This is a genomic window from Natronomonas marina (assembly GCF_024298905.1).
Taxonomy (GTDB): Archaea; Halobacteriota; Halobacteria; order Halobacteriales; family Haloarculaceae; genus Natronomonas; species Natronomonas marina.
Map to the genome: position 1 here is coordinate 937,668 of NZ_CP101154.1, position 18,762 is coordinate 956,429.

Here is an 18,762-nt window from a genome sequence, read left to right on the forward strand (position 1 = left end):
GACGTAACCGACGGTCGATAGGGTCGATCACGAGCGCAACGGTTTCGGGCCTCCGGGACCCTGGAGGGGTATGCGGGTGACAGTCATCGGTGCCGGGAGCATGGGACACGGTATCGCGCAGGTGTCGGCGATGGCGGGCCACGAGGTCCGGCTCAACGACGTCGACGACGAACGGATCGAAGCCGGACTCGAAAGCATCGAGGCGAACCTCGACGGCGGTCTCGATCGCGGAAAGGTGACCGAAGCGGAACGGGCGGCGACGCTCGATCGGATTCAGCCGGCGCCGGAGCTTTCGGCGGCCGTCGCCGACGCCGACCTGATCGTCGAGGCCGTCCCCGAGGACCTCGACCTCAAGAAGGACGTCTTCACCGACGTCGAGGCGGCGACACCCGGCGACGCCGTCGTCGCCTCGAACACCTCCTCGCTGTCGGTGACCGAACTGGCGAGCGCGCTAGAGCGGCCCGGGCAGGCCGTCGGCCTCCACTTCTTCAATCCGCCGCACATCATGGACCTCGTCGAGGTCGTCGTCGCCGAGCAGACCAGCGAGGCGACCGAGGCGGTCGCTACCGACTACGTCGAGGGGCTGGACAAGGAGGCCGTCGTCGTCCGCGACAGCGCGGGTTTCGCCTCCTCGCGGCTCGGCATCACGCTCGGTCTGGAGGCGATCCGGATGGTCGAGTCCGGCGTCGCCGGCGTCGAGGACGTCGACACGGCGATGCGGGAGGGCTACGGGCATCCGATGGGGCCGCTTGAGCTTTCGGACCTCGTCGGCCTGGACGTCCGGCTGGACGTCGCCGAGCACCTCCGAGAGGAGCTCGGCGAGCGGTTCCGGCCGCCGCAAGCCCTCCGACGGAAGGTGAGGGCCGGCAAGCTCGGAAAGAAGACCGGCGAGGGATTCTACGTCTGGGAGGACGGCGAGGCGGTCCGGCCGGCCGGGGAGTGAGGACCGCCCCCGGCGCCGCCCCTGTCGGCTCGTTGGCCGGACCCGCGCGGTCGTCTGAACACTCAAGTGGTCGGACGCGGAGTCCCATCCGTGAAGACGTACCCGCCCGTCCCCCACGTCGAGGACGCCCCCGCCGGCCTGCTGGAGTCGGGACACCTCTGGATACAGGAGCTGATAGACGGCGGCCAGCTCCGGTTCCGCCTCCGTGACTCCGGCGTCGTCGAGTTCGGCGACAGCCTGCGACTCTTCGGCGAGGAGGTTCCGCCGCGGTATCGCCACGCCGTCCGGCACGTCCGGGAGACACTCGACCGCGAGGCGCTTTCGGCCGCCGTCGACGACGTCGAGTCGGTCGTCTTCGTCGGCGAGTCAACCCACCGCCGGGCGGTCGACTACGAGTTCGACCGGATGCCGCCGGTGCTGGGACTCGACGTCTTCGACCACGACCGCGAGGCGTTCCTGCCGCCGGACGCGACCGAGCGCGTCTTCGACCGGCTGGGACTGGCGACGGTCAACACCTTCGAGCGCGAGGTCCGTGCGAGCGACTTCGACGCCACGCCCGAAGCCATCCCGGAATCGGCGTGGTACGACGGCCCCGCGGCCGGGATCGTCGTCCGGAACAAGACGGGCGACGTGACGAAGTTGCCGAACCCCGCCGTCGACCTCGACGTCGACCCCGACTCCCTCGCCGGCGACGCCGAGACGCTCGCGGAGCGGTACGTCACCGACGGCCTGCTCCGGCGGGTCGCCGCGGAGATGCCCGCCGGCCGGGAGCCGACCTTCGAGGCGGTCTTCGAGCGGGCCTGCGAGACCGTCTTTCGGGAGGCCCACGGGCGACTGTCCCACCACGAGACCGACGTCGAACTCGGCGAGTTCCGGTCGGCGGTCGGTCGCCGGGTCCGGGAGTGGCTCGACGCGCGGGCCTGAGCCGGCCCCCTCGCGGCCGGGGCCTCACTCGACGAGTTCGAGGTCCGCGGCGCAGCGGTGGCCGTCGCGGTGGCGTTCGAGGTAGTGGACGATGCCGGGCTGGTGGGCGGCTCCGGTGACGAGGTGGACCGTCTCGGCGTCGTCGGCGTGGAAGGCCGCGTAGTCGGCCATCCGCTCGCTGCGACCGTGCGAGACCACCTCGAGTTCGGGGTCGTGCCGGCGGAGCCACTCCCGTTCGACCGGCTGCGGGAGAAAGACCGTCGCGTAGTACCGCTGGAGTTCGCCGAGCGTCGAGGGGTCCTCTGCGGCCCGCTTCGAGCGGACGAACGCCTCGAACTCGCGGGCGCGGGCGAGGTCCTCGTGGCTCGTCAGAAAGTCCGTCGCCACGTCGCCGAGCGCCATAGCGAACTCCCGGCCGTAGATGTCGGCACCCGAATGGAGGAGCGAGAAGGTCGCCTCCCGGAACGTCGCGGCCACGCCGGTCAGGTTCTCGAGTAGTCCGTCGAAGTCCGGCGGATCACCGCCGTCGAGGTGCGAATCGACGTCGAGCTTCCGGCACTCCTGTAGCGCCCACCGGTAGTCGTCCATCGCACAGGCGTCGGGCATGTCCGAAAAGTACATCGATCGGATGCCCTGCTCGCAGAAAACGGTCTCGCCCGCCCCGAGGAACCCCGAGACGTGCTCGCGGAGATACCGGCGCTCGGCGTCGGTGTCGGCGTGGGTGATCCCGTGGACGACGAACCGGCGGCCGTCGACGACGACCGCGTCGCCGGGCAGGTGGTCGTCGGACGGCGCCGCGGCCGGAACCGCCCGCTCCATGAGGCCGCGCCACTCCCGCCTGGCCGCCAGATAGGCGTCGTGTTCGGTCTCGGCGCCGGTCATCGGGACCAGTGCCGAGAGCGAGCGGGCCGACCGGAGCCGTTCGAGTCGGTCCGCCTCGGCGGGCGAGAGGTCGTCACCGGAACCGTTCATCGCTCGGGAGTTGGCCCCGGATGACAATAAGCCGTGTGTGACTGCGTGACATTCCTGCACGGGCGTCGGCGCCACACGCGAGGTGTTACCACGGATACACAACGCTTTTGACTGACTGGTCAGCTAGTTCCGGTAGTGAATCGCCCAGCCCCCGCCACGCCCGTCCGGGGTCGTGGTCGGCCGCCCTCCGCCCGTCCTCGCCGGTATCGGTTCCCGGTGGTGAGCCGGCCGTGAGCCGGTCGTGGCTCCGGCGGCTGGTGGCCGCACTGCGCGAACGGGTCGGCTCGGTGTTCAAGAGCCGCGACGAGTTCGACCTCACCGAGGGCGACGTCGCGCGACCGCTGTTCTACCTCTCGTTGCCCATCGTCATCACGAACCTGCTGCAGACGGCCTACAACCTGGTCGACACCATCTGGCTGGGCCGGTACAGCACGGAGGCGCTGGCGGCCATCAGCTTCGCGTTCCCGGTGGTGTTCTTCATCATCTCGCTGGGGCTCGGCATCGCCATCGCCGGCAGCATCCTCGTCGCCCAGAACGTCGGCGCAGGCAACGAGGGACAGGCGGAGTTCGCCGCCTCCCAGACGGTCACGTTCGCCATCATCGCGTCGGTGGTGCTCGGCGCGTTCGGCTACCTCGCCGTCGGCGACATCCTCGCGCTCCTGGGCGCCTCGGGCGACGTCCTGACCGGCGCGACGGCCTACCTCGAGATCATCTCGCTGGGGATGGTGTTCATGTTCGCGTTCTTCATGTTCATGTCGCTGATGCGAGGCTACGGCGACACCATCACCCCGATGCTCGTGATGCTTGTGACCGTCGTCGTCAACCTCATTCTGGACCCGTTCCTCATCTTCGGGTGGGGACCGTTCCCGGAGTTGGGCGTCGTCGGCGCCGCCTACGCGACAGTCTTCTCGCGGGCGCTGGCGACCGTCATCGGCATGTCCATCATGTTCCGGGGGACCCGGGGCGTCAAGATACACCTCGACCAGATGCGCCCGGACCTGGGGTTCCTCCGCAAACTCGTCCGCATCGGGGTGCCGGCCTCGGTGGAGGGCACCGGCAACGCCATCGCGGTGAACCTGATGCTCGTCATCGTCGGCATGTTCCCGACCGTGGTCGTCGCGGCCTACGGCGTCGGCGTGCGGATGTTCTCGGTCATCTTCCTGCCGGCCATCGCGGTCGGCCGGGGCGTCGAGACGATGGCCGGCCAGAACATCGGCGCCGGCGAGGAGGACCGCGCCGCGAGGACGACGAACTTCGCCGCCAAGGCCATGTTCGCCGTCCTCGCCGGCGTCGGCGTCGCCGTCTGGGTGTTCGCGGCCGACATCGTGGCCATCTTCTCCGACGACGCGGAGGTGGTCGAAGTCGGGCGGCTGTTCCTGCGGTACGTCGCGCCGACGTTCGGGTTCACCGGCATCTTCCACGCATACAAGGGCGGGTTCCGCGGTGCCGGCCGCACGCTCACGGCGGCCATCGTCTCCATCGCCGTGCTCGGCGCCATCCGGGTTCCCTTCGCGTGGTTCGCCTCCGGCCCGCTCGGGTACGAGGGCATCTGGCTGGCGTTCGCCGTCTCCAACGTCGCCGGCGCGGCCATCGGCTACCTCTGGTACTCGCGGGGCCGGTGGCGCGACGCCGACCTCACCGAGGGGCCTGGCGTCGGCGGCCCCGGCGCGGTCGCGGCCGACGCCGACGGCGATGCTCCCGTCGACGACTAAGACGGGTCGTTGCAGGCCCGTCCCGGTCGTCGCCGCCCCGTGCTGGCGATGGCCGGGGAATCGGTGCGACGGCCCGGACGGGCCGGCGTTTCATGTCCCCCGCCGTCGAATCGAGACCATGACCACCTGGAACGAGCGGTTCAGGCAGGGCGACTACCCGCGGGACCCCGAACCGTCGGCGCTGTTGAAGCGGTACGTCGAGACGTTCCCGGAGGGACGGGCGATGGACGTGGCGGCCGGTACCGGGCGAAACGCGGTCTTTCTCGCCGAGTCCGGCTACGAGGTCGACGCCGTCGACCGGTCGCGGGCCGGTCTCGAGATAGCCGTCGAGAACGCCGAGGCCCGCGGCGTCGCGGACCGCCTGCACCCCGTCCGGGCGGACCTCACGGAGTACGCGTTCCCGACCGACGCCTACGACGTCGTCACCATCAGTTTCTACCGCGCGGTGGACCGCCTGCCCGACATCAAGGCGTCGCTGAAGCCGGGCGGGATGCTGTTCGTCGAGCACCACCTCCGAACGACCGACGACGTGCAGTCGGGACCGAGCGGCGACCGCTACCGCTTCGCCGCCAACGAACTGCTCGCGGTCTGTCTGGACACGACGGTGCTGCACTACGAGGCCGGGCGAGAGCGGCGCGGGCGGTCGGCGGGAGACCGCGAAACGGGCGAGGCCAGCGAGGCCGACCAGCGGGAGGCCTCGGAAGAAGCGAGCGGGGAGCAAGGGCGACCCGCGAGGGGCGAGACCGACGGCAGGGTGGGTGCCGTCGCCCGAATCGTCGCGCGAAACTCGACGGGCCAGCGGCAGTCGTACCCGTTCGTCCCCGACCCCGGGGACGCCTAGAGGTCGTCCATCCGGTCGGGAAGCGGCGCGCCGTTGGCGGCGGCCTGCCGGGCCCGGAGGAGGTAGTAGCCGCCGCCGACGGCCACGAGGCCGGCCCAGACGGCGAAGGTTCGCGGCTCCTCGCTTGCCAGCAGCGCGAGCAGACCGAGGTTCAACACGACTGCGACGACGGAGACGGCGACGAGCGTCCGCGGCGCGATGCGGAACGGCGCGTCGGCGTAGGCGTCCGCGCGGTTCCGCACCAGCAGGACGGCGGCCACCATCACCGGCATCACGAGGACGATGCTGCCGAACGCCATCAGCGTGCTGAACCGCTCGATTGACAGCGGACTGAGGAGGAAGGCCAGCGAGACGACGTAGACGAACGTCAGCCCCCAGTGTGGCGTCCCGAAGCGGTCGTTCACGTCGCCGAAGGCCGATGGGAAGACGCCGTCGTCGGCGAGCACGAGGAGGTACTTCGGCGCTATCATGTAGACGGCGTTGATGGTGGTGGCGATGGCGAAGAGGGCGCCACCGACGGTGAAGGCGGTTTCGAGCGCCGGCGGGAGCGCGGCCTCGGCTGCGACCGACAGCGGTTCGTTCGCCAGCGCCTGCCACCCGACGGAGCCGACCGCGACCAGACTGGTGAGGACGTAGACGACCAGGATGAGCGGGATGGAGACGAAGAAGGAACGGGGGATGGTGAGGGCGGCGTCGCGCATCTCGCCGCCGACGTCGACGATGAAGTTCGCGCCCATGCAGACGAAGTACAGGAGCGCCCCGCCGACGAGGACGCCGCCGATCCCGCTGGGGAACGCCGGGTCGAGGTTCGCGGGGTCGACGGCCGGCGCGCCGACGACGACGAAGGCGACCAGGCTGGCCGCGAGGGTCACGAGCATGAGTTGCTGGACCCGGGCGGCCGGTTCGATGCCGACCAGGTTCACGACGAAGAAGAGCGTGACGACGGCCGCGCCCGTCAGCCGGGGGTCGACGGCAACCAGCGAGTCGAGGTACTGTCCGAAACTGAGGCCGTACAGCGGCAGGCCGCCGCCGAGGACGCTCACCGCCATCCCCCAGGTCGTCAGGAAAGCGATCCGCGGCGACCACAGCCGGCTCGGGTAGCGGTAGTTGCCGCCGACGGTGGGGTACATCGCGCCCAGGACGGCCGTCGGGACGAGCGACAGCGAGACGGCGACGACGGCGACGACGTAGGAGACGGCGACGCCGGGACCGGCCTCGGCGACCGCCACGCCCGTCACGGCGAAGAGACCGGCGCCGACGACGATGCCGACCTGGATGGCGACGGCCTCGAACAGTCCGATGTCGCCCTCGAGTGACTCGCCCGACATCCGGCGGGGGTTCACCCCACCGCGACATAAAACGCCGCCCAGTGCGGTCCCGTCCCCGACCGGGGGCGCGCCCCGTGCCGAACGTTCGGGACCACGCTTTAGACGGAGGGGGCGGAACGCCTCCGGCATGGCACTACCCGAGACTGGCCGGGACCGCGAGACGCTCCGACAGCAGATGGAGGCACGACAGCAGGGCGACGCCGACTGGGCGGAGGGCCGCACCTGGAGTCTCGTCTACTCGGCCGGCGAGGAGGTCCACGACGTCCGCGACGAGGCCTACCGGGAGTTCGCCTCCGAGAACGCCCTGAACCCGCTGGCGTTCCCGAGCGTCCTGAGCTTCGAAAACGAGGTGGTCGGGATGGTCGCCGACATGATGAACGGGCAGAACGCGGTCGGCAACGTCACCTCGGGCGGCACCGAGAGCATCCTCTGTGCGAGTTACGCGGCCCGGGAGCGTGCCCGCGAGGTCGACGACGTCACCGACCCGACGATGGTGATGGCCGAGACGGCTCACCCGGCCTGGGAGAAGGCCGCCCACTACCTCGGTCTCGAGGCGATACGGACGCCGACCCGCGACGACTGGCGGGCCGACCCCGACGCCATCGCCGGAGCCATCGACGACCGGACGGCGCTCGTGGTCGCGTCGGCGCCCTCCTACCCGCACGGCGTCGTCGACCCGGTCGAGGAGGTGGCCGGCATCGCCGCCGACCGCGGCGTCCTCTGTCACGTCGACGCCTGCATCGGCGGGTTCGTCCTGCCGTTCCTGCCCGAGTTGGGCTACGACGTCCCGGCCTACGATTTCTCGGTCGAGGGCGTCACCTCGATGTCGGTCGACCCACACAAGTACGGCTACACCGCCAAGGGCGTCTCGACGGTGCTGTACCGGGACAGGGAACTGCGGCGGCACCAGTACTACGCCTTCGACGGGTGGCCGGGCGGCATCTACGTTGCGCCGAACTTCCAGGGCACGCGGCCGGCCGGTCCCATCGCGGCCGCCTGGGCCGTGATGAACTTCCTGGGCCGCGACGGCTACGAGCACCTCGTTGCGGACGCGATGGGGGCTGCCGAGGAGATAGCCGACCACGTCGCCGGCCACGACGACCTCGCCGTCGTCAGCGACCCCGACATGAGTCTGCTGGCCATCGAATCCACGTCGGCGGACGTAAACGCCTGGACCGTCCAGCGGGAACTCTCCGACGACGGCTGGGAACTGGAGCGCCAGCAGCGCCCCGAATCCATGCATCTCTCGGCGATGGCCCAGCACGCCCCCGTCGTCGAGGAGTTCCTCGCGGACCTGGAGGCGGCCGTCGACACCGCCCGCGACGCCGACACCGAGGAGGCCGACGCCCCGCTGTACGGCCTGAGCGGGTCCCTCGACGAGGACGACGAGGTGACCGAGGCGCTCGTCGACATGCTCAACGACGTCTTCGTGTGACCGATACCGGACGGCCTCTCCGGACCGAACACGACCGCCGAGTCGGCCGCAACGCTTATTGTGGTATGTTAACTATTGTCAGTAGTGAGCGGGGAGGGAAAGCGGGAAGGGGAGTCGACGACCGGAGAGCCGACGGTCATGGCAGCGGTCGACCGGACGGGCGAGACGACCCGCCTCGTCATCGCCGACGTCTCCGGGGACGACCGGTGGCTCTCGATTCCACACAGCGAGGCGCCGATGCTGCGGGCGTGGCGGTGACCGCCGGCGGCCGCGTCCGGCACGGGGCCGCCGACCCGCGGGGCCCGCCGCCGGGGGCGAACGACTAACCTTCTGGCCCCCGAAGCGCCTCACATGGCTGACGTAATCGTGGTTGGCGGCGGTCCCGCCGGCCTCAGTGCGGCACTGTTCACCCAGAAGAACGATCTCGACACCGTCGTCTTCGACACCGACGGGACCTGGATGCACAAGGCGCACCTGTTCAACTACCTCGGCGTCGGCTCCCAGGACGGGTCGGCGTTCCTGGAGACCGCACGCAGACAGGTCGACAGTTTCGGCGTCGACCGTCACCAGGACGAGGAGGTGACCGACGTCGAATCGACCGACGAGGGCTTCCACGTGACGACCGAGTCGGGCGACCACGAGGCCGACTATCTGGTGCTTGCGACGGGTGCGAACCGGGACCTCGCCGAATCGCTCGGCTGTGAGTTCGACGGCGACGTCGTCGACGTCGACGTGACGATGGAGACGAGCGTCGAGGACGCCTACGCGACCGGGGCGATGGTGCGAAAAGAGGAGTGGCAGGCCGTCATCTCGGCCGGCGACGGCGCCGCCGCGGCGCTGAACGTCCTCTCGAAGGAGAAGGGCGAGAACTTCCACGACTTCGACACGCCCGCCGACGCCGACGAACTGTTCGGCGCCGAGGGGGAGTGACCGGCGGGTTCGAGGCCGATTCGAAAGCGATACCAACTGGCGGGGACTCGACTCGACTACGCTCCCGCTTCCATCATGAAACGACGCTCGCTGAAGGCACTCGCGGCCGCGTTCTCCCTCACGGCGCCGTGGGTCGTCGTCTGGGTCCTCACGACGGGAATCCCGTTGCTTCTGGACCTCATCGCGCCGACGGTTGCCTACGAACCGCCGGCCCTCGTGTCGTCGATTCCGACGGGCGGCATCGTCCTCCTCAGCGGCGTCGCCGTGCTGGGGGCATCCTTCCTTTTGGCGTGGGCGGCCGAGACCGCCGAGAAGGACGTCCCCCGCTCGTTCGCCATCGCGGTGCTGGCGGTGCTGGCGGTCGCCCCCGAGTACGCCGTCGACGCGCTGTACGCGTTCAACGCCGGCAGGTTCGCCGGCACCGAACGGGGCATCGAGGCCGGCAACCTCGCGGTCGCCAACATGACCGGCGCCAATCGCATCCTCATCGGCATCGGCTGGGCCGGCATCGCGCTGTTCACCGTCTACCGGGCCGGCTCCGCCGCCGACCCCGCGGTCGAGACGCGGTCCGGCTTCCTCGCCGACGCCGTCACGCTGGACCGCGGCATCGGCCTGGAGGTCGTCTTCCTGCTGGCGGCGACCGCCTGGGCGTTCCTCGTCCCGCTCGGCGGCGGCATCGACGCCCTCGACATGTTCGTACTGGTCGGCATCTACGTCGCCTACATCCTGGTCGTCCTGCGGGGCGACGTCGACCCCGACACCCACCACATCGGCGTGCCCGCCTACCTCCAGACGTACCCGAAGGCGAAGCGGGTAGCGACCGTCGTCGGCCTGTTCGTCTACTCCGGGCTGTTGATTTTCATCGCCGTCGAGCCGTTCGCCCACGGTCTCGAGGAACTGGGCCAGGCGGTCGGCGTGCCCTCCTTCTTCATGATACAGTGGATCGCGCCGCTGGCCTCGGAGTCGCCGGAGCTCATCGTCGTCGTCTACCTCGTGAACAAGGCCCGCTCGACGGCCGGATTCAACGCCCTCATCTCCTCGAAGCTCAACCAGTGGACGCTGCTCATCGGGACGCTCGTCGTCGTCTACTCGCTGGCGCTGGGTCGGTACGGCGCGCTTCCCTTCGACCAGAAGCAGTCCGCCGAAATCTGGCTGACCGCCGCCCAGTCGCTCTTTGCCATCTCCGTGCTGATCAACTTCGAGATATCCGTCCGGGAGGCGGTCGTCATCCTGACGCTGTTCGTCTCGCAGGTCCTCCTCGAGTTCCTCATCATCCGCGGCGTCGCGCTCCCGGCGACCTCCTACGAACTCCTCGTCGGCTACAGCGCCGTCTACGTCGTCCTCGCCGCGGGGCTGTTCGTCTCGCGCCGCGAGTCGTTCCGGGCACTCCTGCGGGAGACGGCCGGCACCATCAGTCACGCGGCCTTCCCCGAGGAGGAGTCCACTCCCGGCGCCGACGACTGAGACCGCGTCGGTTCCGTGCCTGGCCCGATCCGTCCGGTCGCGTCGGGGGCGATCCGCCCGTTCGCACCGCAACTGAAAGGTGGTCCCGGGACCGACGGTGCGTGTGCCCCTCGACGTTCCGTTCTGTGACACGCCGGGGCAGTCGCTCGTCGTCGGCGTCGCTGCCGGCGTCGCCGGCGGGCTGGCTGGAGCGGCCGCCGGCCTCGGCACCGCCGGCGTCGTCGCCCTCGCGGCGGGACTGGCGCTCGTCGGCGAACTGGGTGGGCACCTGCTGCGAGGCGACGAGCAGTTCCGGGCGGCGGTCCGGCAGGTTCGAGAGGGTCGGTAGCGCCGCCCCGGCGACGGCTACCCCTCCTCGACCGGAATCTCCGCGACCCGGCGGAGCGGTTCGAGGTGGGTCGCCGCCGCCGGTCTCAGTTGGAAGGTCCCGTGGAGGTCCGCGGCCGGGCGGCCGTGGACGACCCGCGTGATCGGCCTGGCGGCCGACGAGTAGGCCCGCGACAGGCCCTCGACCACACGGTCGTCGACGCCCGTCCGCCGGAGGACGCGCGCGACCGACTCCCCGCCGACGTGGACGACCCCGTCCTCGACGAGCATGAACGCGAAGGGACGGCCGTCGAACTGGGCGTCGAGGAACGCCTGGATCGGCGCCGAGTCCCACCGGACGGCCCGGATCGTCTCCGAACGGCAGGTCACCGCCTCGGCGGCGGCCCGGAAGACGGCGTTGCTGCCGTCGTAGACGAGGAGCGAGCGCTGCACGGGTCGTCACTGGTGGGCGGCCGGTTTGAGCCTTTCCGAGCCGGCAGCCGGGGAAAGCGACGCGCGACGACCACCAGAAGGGGTCCTCGGCCGGGCGTTCCCGGACGCCCCGGGCGGACTCGAAGCCGTCGTCGGCGTGGGTGACGTATCGCAGTGCCCGTAGAAGCGTTCGTCCGGCCCCTCGTCGACATCCCGGCGGTCGCGGGGGTCGAATCCGTCAGCTATTTTATTCGCAGCGAGAGACACGTTCCGGTGATGACGGTGCCAGCGGTGAGTTTCGTCGTGCCGGCCCGCAACGAGGCGGGCTATCTCGACGCCGCGCTTTCCAGCATCGAGTCCCAGGAGACCGACCGGCGCTACGAGGTCGTCGTCGCCGACGGCGGAAGCACCGACGGGACCGCCGACGTCGCGCGGGATCACGGGGCGACCGTGGTCCGGGAGGGCGGCCACAGCATCGCCAGCGGGCGCAACCGTGGCGCCGAGGTCGCGGCGGGCGAGTGGCTGGCCTTCGTCGACGCCGACACGACGGTCGCGCCGGAGTACCTCGAGCGGATGCTGTCGTTCGTCGACCGCGAGGGGCTGACGGCGGCGACCTCGAACTGCCGGATCACCGGTCCCCGGCGGGCGAAGCTCGTCGAGTGGACCATCAACCACGCCTTCCCGCGGCTGTCGGTCCCGATACTGCCGGGGTTCAACACCTTCGTCCGCCGGGACGCCTTCGAGAGCGTCGGCGGCTTCCCCGAGGTGCCGAACGAGGACACGGCGTTCAGCCGGACCATCGGCCGCTCGGAGCCGACGGGCTACTGTCCGGCGACGCTCGTCGAGAGTTCCGGCCGCCGGGTCGCCGAATCGGGGCTTTCGGGCACACTGTATCATTACCTCCGCCTCGACGTCGGCCGCCTGCGGCGGGGTCACAGCGGTCCCACGGGGAGCGGAACCGACGCGGAGTAGCGTTAAGTGCTCCGGCGACGCACCGTCTAGTATGTCAGTCCGAACCACACACCGGTGTCTGGAGTGCGGCTTCGAGGCACCCGTCGGGGCCGACGAGTGGGCCACCGTCGAACACCCCCCGCTCGGGGAACTGACCCAGTGTCCGGAGTGCGGCAGCACCAACACCCGGACGCTGTAGGCGGCCTCGGTGCGCGAGGCGCTCCCTCTCCCGGGACGTACCCGCGGGCACGGTCGACGAGCGAGCGTCCCGGCTGGCGGCCGTCAGTCGGTCCCGTCCAGCGCCGCTGCGACGACGAGCGGCAGCGTGATGGTCGCGTCGGCGTACACCGAGACGCTGCGGGCTTCCTTCTCCAACTTGCCCCACGAGCGGGCCTCGTCGAGGGTCGCCCCCGAGAGCCCGCCGGTCTGTGGGGGGTCCATCGTCAACTGGACGGCGTAGTCGTAGGCGTCCGGCGTCACGAGCATCGTCTGCAGGACGTAGTTCTTCGGGACGCCGCCGCCGACGACGATGGCGGCCGTCGAGTCCGCCTCGTAGGCGAGGTCGTTCAGCGGCGACATGTCGGCGAGCGCGTCCAGCGAGAAGCCGGTCACCTGCGAGCGGAGCCACGCCTGCAGGCCCAGCACGGAGTCCTGGATGGCCGGGACGTAGACCGGCACGTCGTTCTCGTAGGCCGCCGCCGCGATGCCGGCCGCTTCCTCGATTCCCTCCCGGTCGTTCACCGCGGCGTTGGCGCGGCCGAGTTCCCGCGTGAACTCCGCGATGGAGACGACCTCCTCGCCGATCGCCTCGAACACCTCCGCCCGGAGGTGCTCCTCGAAGGCCGCGAAGTGCTCTTGGGGGAGGTAGACGTTGTAGATGCGGTCGACCTCCTCCTCGCGCAGTCGCTCGTCGAACTCCCGCTCCTCGAGTTCGGGGTGGGAGTGACGGCCGTGGTGGTGCTTGCCGCCGATGGCCTCGATCGCGTCGTGGGTCAGGTTCGCCCCCGTCGTCACCAGGGCGTCGACGTGGCCCTCCCGGATCAGGTCGGCGACGATGCGGCGCATCCCGGCCGGCACCATCGCGCCCGCCAGCCCCAGGAACGTCGTCGTTTCCGGGCTGTCGAAGATGTCGGCGGTCACGTCGATGGCCTCGTGGAGGTCCGCCGCGCCGATGCCGGCCTTGCCGTACTCGGTGGCCAACTCGGCGACGGTCATCCCCGCCGAGACGCCGGCGTGCTCGACGGGGTCGTGGCCGAACTCCTCGCGGTCCGGCTCCTCGCGGACCGACCCCTCTTGGTCGTCGTCGCTCATTGTCCCGTCCTCGGGCGGCGGCCGTTTCAAGGACGCGGTTCCCACCGGAGCAGGCTACAGTTCCACCTTCGTCGTCGGATCGTCGAGGTTCCACAGCAGTTCGGGCAAGAAGGCGTCGAGGTGCTCGACGACGCGCCGCTCGCTGACGTCGAGACCGTCGCAGTGCTCGTGGGCCTCCTCGCGGACCGAGACGTGGATGTCGCCCGACTCGACGTGGACCTCCAGCGGGAAGACCGAACAGCGGGCGGGCTTCCAGTCGTGCTCGGCGTGCAGCGCACAGAGACCGTCCTCCCGCAGGAAGAAGCACGCCTGGCCGTCCTCGGCGGCGTGGGGGTGGTCGTCGGCCTTCGGTTCCCGGCGGACGAAGTCCCGGCCGCGGAACTGCGCGACGGCCGCCGACAGCGACTCCCGCTCGGCGAGTTCGAGGAAGTCCTTCTCGTACAGCAGGACGCCGTGCCGACAGCACCACGTACAGTCGTCGACGCACTCGAAGGTCAGCGAGGGGTCGAAGTCGACGACGGCCTCCTTGCCCGGGTACACCTCGACGCGCACACCGTCGGTCGGGACCGGAGCGGCAAATGCGTGTCGCGTCAGGTCCGGACGGCCGCCAGCATCGTCCCGACCTGCTTCCGGCCGTTCTCGACGAGTGCTCGCGGGAACCGCCACCGGGCGTTCACGAGGGCGTCCTCCAGCGCCGCGGCGGCCCCCACCTCGAGACCCGGTCCGTGCCCCGAGAGGACCCGCTCCGGCGAGCAGTCGCCGAAGGCCTCCCGGGGCGGCGTCAGCCGCCGTATCGTCATCACGCCGAGCCGTTCGTCGCCGACGGTCTGGTAGTCGGCCGTCCCGACCGACTCGGAGGCGACCAGCGTCTCCCCGTCGTAGAGGGCGTACTCCTGCCAGGCGGCGCCGTGGGCCACCTCGAGGAGTTCGTACTCGCCGACCGCCTCGCCGACGTCGAGCCGTTCGACCGGTGCCGACAGCGTCTCCGCGACGTCCGTCATCGGCGCCGGCAGCGTCACCGGAACGTCGTGGTGTTCGGCGAAGACGTCGGCGTCGCGGGCGTGGTGGTTCGAGAGCACGATGACGCCGGCTACCTCGCCGTACTCGTCGACGACGTCCTCGACGCCCGGGGCGTCCAGCGGGTCGACGAGCCAGACGCCCCCGCCGGTGGCGAGGGCGTGACTCGCCCGCTCCATCGTCTCCCCGGGGTGGGGTATCCACCCGACGCCACCCTCGAAGCGGTCGACAACCTCCGGTTCGGTCGTGGCTCCGGTCGCCTTCGCCGGCATGGGCGCACCCACCGTCGAGAGGGACAAAAACGTTGTCGGGTCCGGGCCTCAACTGTACCCGCGCCAGCGGTTGCCGCACTCGGTGCACTTGAAGAACCGCGTCGGCGGTTCGTCGGCCGAACCGGTCTGCTTGATGGTGTACCACGCCTCGCCGTGGCCACACTCCTCGCAGGTCACGTCGTCGGCGGTGGGCTTGCCCTCGAAGTCGGCGTCCGGCGAGGACTCGATGACGTCGTCGTCGCTCTGGGCCTCCGTCGTGACGAAGGCGTCGGCCCGCTCTTCGTCCTTCGACTGGGTCGCCCCGCAGGACGAACAGACCATCTCCCCCTCCCGGGAGTGCATCATCGAACCGCAGTCGTCGCAGAACTGCATGTCCGGGCGCAGGACGGGCGCGGGCAAAAGCCTGCGGTTCGCGTCACTCGGTGTCGAGGACGTCGACGGTGCCGTGCCGCTCTTCGACGACGGGGCAGTTCCGGACGCGGAACCGCTCGCTGTCGACGACCGCCTCGATTTCGGTGCCGGGGTGGAGACAGGACACGTCCGGCGGCTCGGCGAAGTATTCACAGCGCTGGCAGAAGCGGTTCTTCGGGACGACCGCCTCCTCGCCGTCGGTCTCGACGGGCGTGGTCTCCTCGTCGGTCGGACTCTCCTCTGCGAACTGCTCGAAGAGGTCGCCCTCCTCGCCGGCGGGCTCGGTGCCCGTCGACAGCTCCTCCCAGACGTCCTCGTCGGCTGCCTCGATGTCGACGTCGTCGAACAGCTCCGCGATGTCGGCGTCGTCGGCGCCGTTCGAGTCGTCGTCCCCGACGTCGTCGAAGGGCGACTCCTCACTCATCGTCGTCGTCTCCGGAGTCGGGGGCCGGCTCGGGGGCGTGTTCGGGCTCGGGACCCGTCAGCTTCGCCCGACTGAAGATGATGCCGGTCGTGGTGATGTCGCGCAGCGCCGCGTCGCAGTGGGGACAGGCTGCCTCGGTCAACAGCGGGATGGAGACGGACTCGCCGCAGGCGTCGCAGCTGGCCTCCGAGACGCCGCGACGGTTGGCGGTCTCGCGGAGCCGTTCGAGGTGGCGCCGCGACTCGGGGGACCGACCGCTCGAATCGTTCCGAAGCCGGAGGACGACCCGCGCCAGCGTGTCGAGTTTCGCGTCGGCGTCGGCGAGGTCGCTCTCGACCTCGTCGACCGCTTCCGAGAGATCGGCGACGCCGGTTGCGACCTCGTCGAGGCGGTCCGAGAGACGCGCCAACTCCTCGTGGCTGTGGTCGGTCTTCGCCCTGTTTCGGACGGCGTCCCGGAGCTGGAGGACGCGGTTTCGGAGCGATTCGAGGTCCTCCTCGAGGTCCGCTTCGAGGGAGTCGATGCGGCCGTCGACGGTGCTGATCTCGCCGTCGCGCTCGCGGAGCTGTGCCTCGACCTCCGTCTGAATCCGTTCGCTGACGTCCGTCGACCCGGTGGCGCCCTCGACGTCGCCGTCGAGGTCGGCCGTCGCACGGTAGGCGCTCAGCACCTGGACCAGCAGTTCCTCCCGGTCGACCCCGAGCGACGCCGCCCGTTCGTCGACCCACTCCTCGAGCGGGGCCGGCAACGAGACGGTCGTTTCGGGCCCGTCGGCCGACTCGGTAGCCATTTCATCAGCTTACGAACGTTACCAAGTTAAGGATTCGCCCCCGCTCGCCGATCGTTACCGGATCTTCCGGACGTCGCTGATGTCGAACCCGGCGTCGCCGATCTCCGTCTCGAATCGGACGATGTTCTCGTCTTCGATGCGGGAGAGGACGCCGCGGAACTGCTGGACGATCATCGTCCGGGCGCGATCCGAGCCGCCGCTCTCCCACTCGAACAGCAGCGTCCCGTCGGCGGCGTCCACCAGCTGGCCGTGCTGTTGGTCGTCCAGCGTCTCCTGGTTGACGTGTGCGAGGATGAGGCCGCCCCACTCGTAGGCCGCCCGCGAGAGCCCCTTCAGCAGGACGGGGATGTCGCTAAACGTGAGGTCGGCGTTCCTGGCGCCGACCAGGTCCGCGATGGAGTCGATGACGACGACGTTGCCCGCGCCGTGTTCGGTGAGCCGGTCGCCGAGTGCCTCCGGGACCCCCTTCCGGTCCTGGGACTGCCCCAGTTCCGAGACGTTCCGCGTCCGCTCGGAGTACCACTCACGGGGGACCGGGCTCAGCCGGAAGAACTCCGGCGAGAGGTCGTGGAACTGGACGTTGTCGATGCTCTCCTCGACGATTTCTTCGTCCATCGCCAGCGACATCTCCCGTTCGACCTGCCGGGCCTCCGACGTGAAGGAGATGTAGTGGACCTCCTCGGGGGTCGTCGCCCGGTCGTCGAGGCCGCCGTAGTAGAGGTCGAACAGTTCGGGGTCGCCCTCCGCGAGGCCGTTCATCGCCGCCGACGTGTACATGAACTCGCGGGCGCCGGCGCCAGCGTGGCCCGACAGGAGGACGACGCTACCCGGCGGCGCACCGCCGCCGATGGTCGTGTCGAGCCGTCTGATCCCGAACGGGATTCGGTCCATACGCCCACCTTCGCCCGCGGAACCTTAAATCGTGGAGCCTCCTCACTCGACCCCGATCCGCGCGCCGCGGTTCCGGGGAGCGACGACCCGGACGGTCCCGTCGGCGCCGGCCGAGGCGAGCGCGTCCTCGGCGGCCGCCCGGGCACGCCCGGCCATCGACTCGTCGGTCACCCCGTAGACGGTCGGTCCCCAGGAGGACTGCCCGACGCCCCGGACGGCGGGGCAGTCGGCCAGGGCGTCGATGAGCCGGCCGGCCGGCGGTCGGTAGACGCCGCCCTGCTGGTCGGCGTACCAGGCGCCGTTGAGCCGGCCGAACGCGCCGACGGCGTCGCCGAACGCCTCCAGACGGCCCTCGGCGGCCGCCGGGAGCAGCCGCCGGACCAGAAGCGTCGATAGCTCGTCGGCGACCGACGGGTCCGCGCCCTCGACGACGGCGCGCATGCTCTCGTCTTCGTCGTCGCCGCTCCGGCCCGGATCGGCCTCGGGGACGACGAGGACGAACCGCCACGTCTCGGGGAGGTCCTGGCGAGCGGCGACGGCCGGGACCGTCCACTCCCCCTCGGCGGGCGGCGCCGTGGTGAACCGCTCGGTCGGGTGGCCGGCGTCGACGACGAACCCGCCGCCCTCGAAGGCGGCGACGCCGACGCCGCTCCGCCCGCCGCGGCCCAGTGCTGGCGCACGCTCGCGCACCTCGGGGTCCCGGCCGTGGGCCTCCGCGACCGCAGCCAGCGTCGCAAGCGCGACCTGGGTCCCGCTGCCGAGGCCGACGTGCCGGGGCAGCGTCGCCTCGACGCTGATCTCGGCGCCGTCGACGCCCAGCAGGTCACAGGCCCGCCCGGCGAGGTCCGCGACGAAGGGGTCCGGACAGACCACCTCGGCCGCCGGTTCGGCGACGAGCCGGACGGCCGGCTCTTCGAGGGCCACGCCGACCCCGCCGTAGAGGCGCTCGTGAGCCAGAGAGAGGTTGCAGAACCCGACGTGGAGCCGGGCGCCGGCCGCGACGTGGACCGTCATCGCCGGCACTTGGACCGTCAGCAGGTTGTGGGTTTCGACACTGGCAACGGCTCATACGGATTGTTGTAGTCTTTTACCGGTGACCGCCGACCCCGCACGGGCGATCACCGGTAAATCGTTACAACGATCCGTATCAGAGGTCCCGCGACCGACCGAGGTGGCACAGCTCGCCGCCGCAGGACCCGCACCGACCCGACGTCGACCCCTCCACCCTGGAACCACAGTCGAAACACTCGTACACTTTTCCTCCACTCTCTTCCGTTTTCGGTCTCATACACCCGGGTAGAGGTTCGTATTATTACCGTTTTCCCTGATACACCTTATATTCTACAAACGGGAGAACGAGCTCAGCGGACCGCAGCAAAAACTGGGCAGTACACGGGTGGTTAAGTCG

At 70.3% G+C, this 18,762-nt stretch carries 23 protein-coding genes; 11 read left to right on the forward strand and 12 right to left on the reverse strand.

The genetic code is table 11. From position 1 onward, the window contains the following. Positions 1-70: 70 nt before the first annotated feature. Both NLF94_RS05000 and NLF94_RS05005 read left to right on the forward strand, forming a co-directional pair. Positions 71-943 (forward strand): 3-hydroxyacyl-CoA dehydrogenase family protein, encoded by an 873-nt coding sequence (locus tag NLF94_RS05000; RefSeq protein WP_254840368.1) that lies wholly within the window; start codon positions 71-73, stop codon positions 941-943. A gap of 90 nt (positions 944-1,033) precedes the next feature. Next, positions 1,034-1,867 (forward strand): RNA ligase family protein, encoded by an 834-nt coding sequence (locus NLF94_RS05005; RefSeq protein ID WP_254840369.1) that lies wholly within the window; start codon positions 1,034-1,036, stop codon positions 1,865-1,867. A gap of 24 nt (positions 1,868-1,891) precedes the next feature. On the opposite strand, the gene NLF94_RS05010 is transcribed toward NLF94_RS05005, so the two are convergent. After that, positions 1,892-2,839: a hypothetical protein gene (locus tag NLF94_RS05010; RefSeq protein ID WP_254840370.1), complete on the reverse strand. Its 948-nt coding sequence runs from the start codon at positions 2,837-2,839 to the stop codon at positions 1,892-1,894. A 230-nt stretch (positions 2,840-3,069) separates the two neighbouring features. Between NLF94_RS05010 and NLF94_RS05015 the strand changes: the two genes are divergently transcribed. Both NLF94_RS05015 and NLF94_RS05020 read left to right on the forward strand, forming a co-directional pair. Beyond that, complete coding sequence (locus tag NLF94_RS05015) at positions 3,070-4,551, forward strand: MATE family efflux transporter (RefSeq protein ID WP_254840371.1); 1,482 nt, start codon at positions 3,070-3,072, stop codon at positions 4,549-4,551. Positions 4,552-4,669: 118 nt separating this feature from the next. After that, positions 4,670-5,392 (forward strand): class I SAM-dependent methyltransferase, encoded by a 723-nt coding sequence (locus NLF94_RS05020; RefSeq protein WP_254840372.1) that lies wholly within the window; start codon positions 4,670-4,672, stop codon positions 5,390-5,392. Here NLF94_RS05020 and NLF94_RS05025 read toward each other — a convergent pair. Beyond that, positions 5,389-6,720, reverse strand: a complete 1,332-nt coding sequence (locus tag NLF94_RS05025) for an APC family permease (RefSeq protein ID WP_254840373.1) — start codon at positions 6,718-6,720, stop codon at positions 5,389-5,391. The genes NLF94_RS05020 and NLF94_RS05025 overlap by 4 nt on opposite strands. Positions 6,721-6,847: 127 nt before the next feature. Here NLF94_RS05025 and NLF94_RS05030 point away from each other — a divergent pair, with 127 nt between their 5' ends. From NLF94_RS05030 to NLF94_RS05050, 5 genes are all read left to right on the forward strand, one after another. Beyond that, a complete protein-coding gene (locus NLF94_RS05030; protein ID WP_254840374.1) occupies positions 6,848-8,155 on the forward strand; it encodes a pyridoxal phosphate-dependent decarboxylase family protein in 1,308 nt (435 codons plus the stop codon). Between the two features lie 84 nt (positions 8,156-8,239). Then, the gene (locus NLF94_RS05035) at positions 8,240-8,413 is read left to right on the forward strand and encodes a DUF7556 family protein (RefSeq protein WP_254840375.1); all 174 of its coding nucleotides are present in this window, start codon (positions 8,240-8,242) and stop codon (positions 8,411-8,413) included. A gap of 93 nt (positions 8,414-8,506) precedes the next feature. Continuing rightward, positions 8,507-9,085, forward strand: a complete 579-nt coding sequence (locus NLF94_RS05040) for an NAD(P)/FAD-dependent oxidoreductase (RefSeq protein ID WP_254840376.1) — start codon at positions 8,507-8,509, stop codon at positions 9,083-9,085. 75 nt (positions 9,086-9,160) lie between these two features. Then, on the forward strand, positions 9,161-10,549 hold the full coding sequence (locus NLF94_RS05045; protein WP_254840377.1) for a calcium:cation antiporter family protein: 1,389 nt from the start codon (positions 9,161-9,163) through the stop codon (positions 10,547-10,549). Positions 10,550-10,652: 103 nt separating this feature from the next. Beyond that, positions 10,653-10,877, forward strand: coding sequence for a hypothetical protein (locus NLF94_RS05050; protein ID WP_254840378.1), 225 nt, complete (start codon positions 10,653-10,655; stop codon positions 10,875-10,877). A 17-nt stretch (positions 10,878-10,894) separates the two neighbouring features. Here the strand turns inward: NLF94_RS05050 and NLF94_RS05055 are convergent, their stop codons facing one another. Beyond that, positions 10,895-11,308, reverse strand: coding sequence for a hypothetical protein (locus tag NLF94_RS05055; RefSeq protein ID WP_254840379.1), 414 nt, complete (start codon positions 11,306-11,308; stop codon positions 10,895-10,897). Between the two features lie 255 nt (positions 11,309-11,563). On the opposite strand from NLF94_RS05055, the gene NLF94_RS05060 reads away from it, so the two are divergent. After that, a complete protein-coding gene (locus NLF94_RS05060; RefSeq protein WP_254840380.1) occupies positions 11,564-12,259 on the forward strand; it encodes a glycosyltransferase in 696 nt (231 codons plus the stop codon). A 31-nt stretch (positions 12,260-12,290) separates the two neighbouring features. Continuing rightward, positions 12,291-12,437 carry a hypothetical protein gene (locus tag NLF94_RS05065; RefSeq protein WP_254840381.1) on the forward strand — a complete coding sequence of 49 codons (147 nt, stop codon included), beginning with the start codon at positions 12,291-12,293 and terminating at the stop codon, positions 12,435-12,437. Between the two features lie 83 nt (positions 12,438-12,520). Here the strand turns inward: NLF94_RS05065 and NLF94_RS05070 are convergent, their stop codons facing one another. The 9 genes from NLF94_RS05070 to NLF94_RS05110 all read right to left on the reverse strand — a co-directional run bounded on the left by NLF94_RS05070 (position 12,521) and on the right by NLF94_RS05110 (position 18,642). Continuing rightward, positions 12,521-13,549 carry a deoxyhypusine synthase gene (locus NLF94_RS05070; protein ID WP_254840382.1) on the reverse strand — a complete coding sequence of 343 codons (1,029 nt, stop codon included), beginning with the start codon at positions 13,547-13,549 and terminating at the stop codon, positions 12,521-12,523. 54 nt (positions 13,550-13,603) lie between these two features. After that, on the reverse strand, positions 13,604-14,101 hold the full coding sequence (locus NLF94_RS05075; protein WP_254840383.1) for a YkgJ family cysteine cluster protein: 498 nt from the start codon (positions 14,099-14,101) through the stop codon (positions 13,604-13,606). 38 nt (positions 14,102-14,139) lie between these two features. Further along, positions 14,140-14,838, reverse strand: coding sequence for a hypothetical protein (locus tag NLF94_RS05080; RefSeq protein ID WP_254840384.1), 699 nt, complete (start codon positions 14,836-14,838; stop codon positions 14,140-14,142). A gap of 48 nt (positions 14,839-14,886) precedes the next feature. After that, a complete protein-coding gene (locus NLF94_RS05085; protein WP_254840385.1) occupies positions 14,887-15,210 on the reverse strand; it encodes a transcription factor S in 324 nt (107 codons plus the stop codon). Positions 15,211-15,253: 43 nt separating this feature from the next. Continuing rightward, the gene (locus NLF94_RS05090; RefSeq protein ID WP_254840386.1) at positions 15,254-15,673 is read right to left on the reverse strand and encodes a DUF8135 domain-containing protein; all 420 of its coding nucleotides are present in this window, start codon (positions 15,671-15,673) and stop codon (positions 15,254-15,256) included. Continuing rightward, a complete protein-coding gene (locus NLF94_RS05095; protein WP_254840387.1) occupies positions 15,666-16,463 on the reverse strand; it encodes a hypothetical protein in 798 nt (265 codons plus the stop codon). The genes NLF94_RS05090 and NLF94_RS05095 overlap by 8 nt, the downstream gene beginning before the upstream one ends. Positions 16,464-16,517: 54 nt before the next feature. Further along, a complete protein-coding gene (locus NLF94_RS05100; RefSeq protein ID WP_254840388.1) occupies positions 16,518-17,354 on the reverse strand; it encodes an RAD55 family ATPase in 837 nt (278 codons plus the stop codon). A gap of 42 nt (positions 17,355-17,396) precedes the next feature. Beyond that, the gene (locus NLF94_RS05105; RefSeq protein WP_254840389.1) at positions 17,397-18,368 is read right to left on the reverse strand and encodes a beta-ribofuranosylaminobenzene 5'-phosphate synthase family protein; all 972 of its coding nucleotides are present in this window, start codon (positions 18,366-18,368) and stop codon (positions 17,397-17,399) included. Positions 18,369-18,501: 133 nt separating this feature from the next. Next, positions 18,502-18,642 (reverse strand): rubrerythrin-like domain-containing protein, encoded by a 141-nt coding sequence (locus NLF94_RS05110; RefSeq protein ID WP_254840390.1) that lies wholly within the window; start codon positions 18,640-18,642, stop codon positions 18,502-18,504. Between the last annotated feature and the right edge of the window lie 120 nt (positions 18,643-18,762).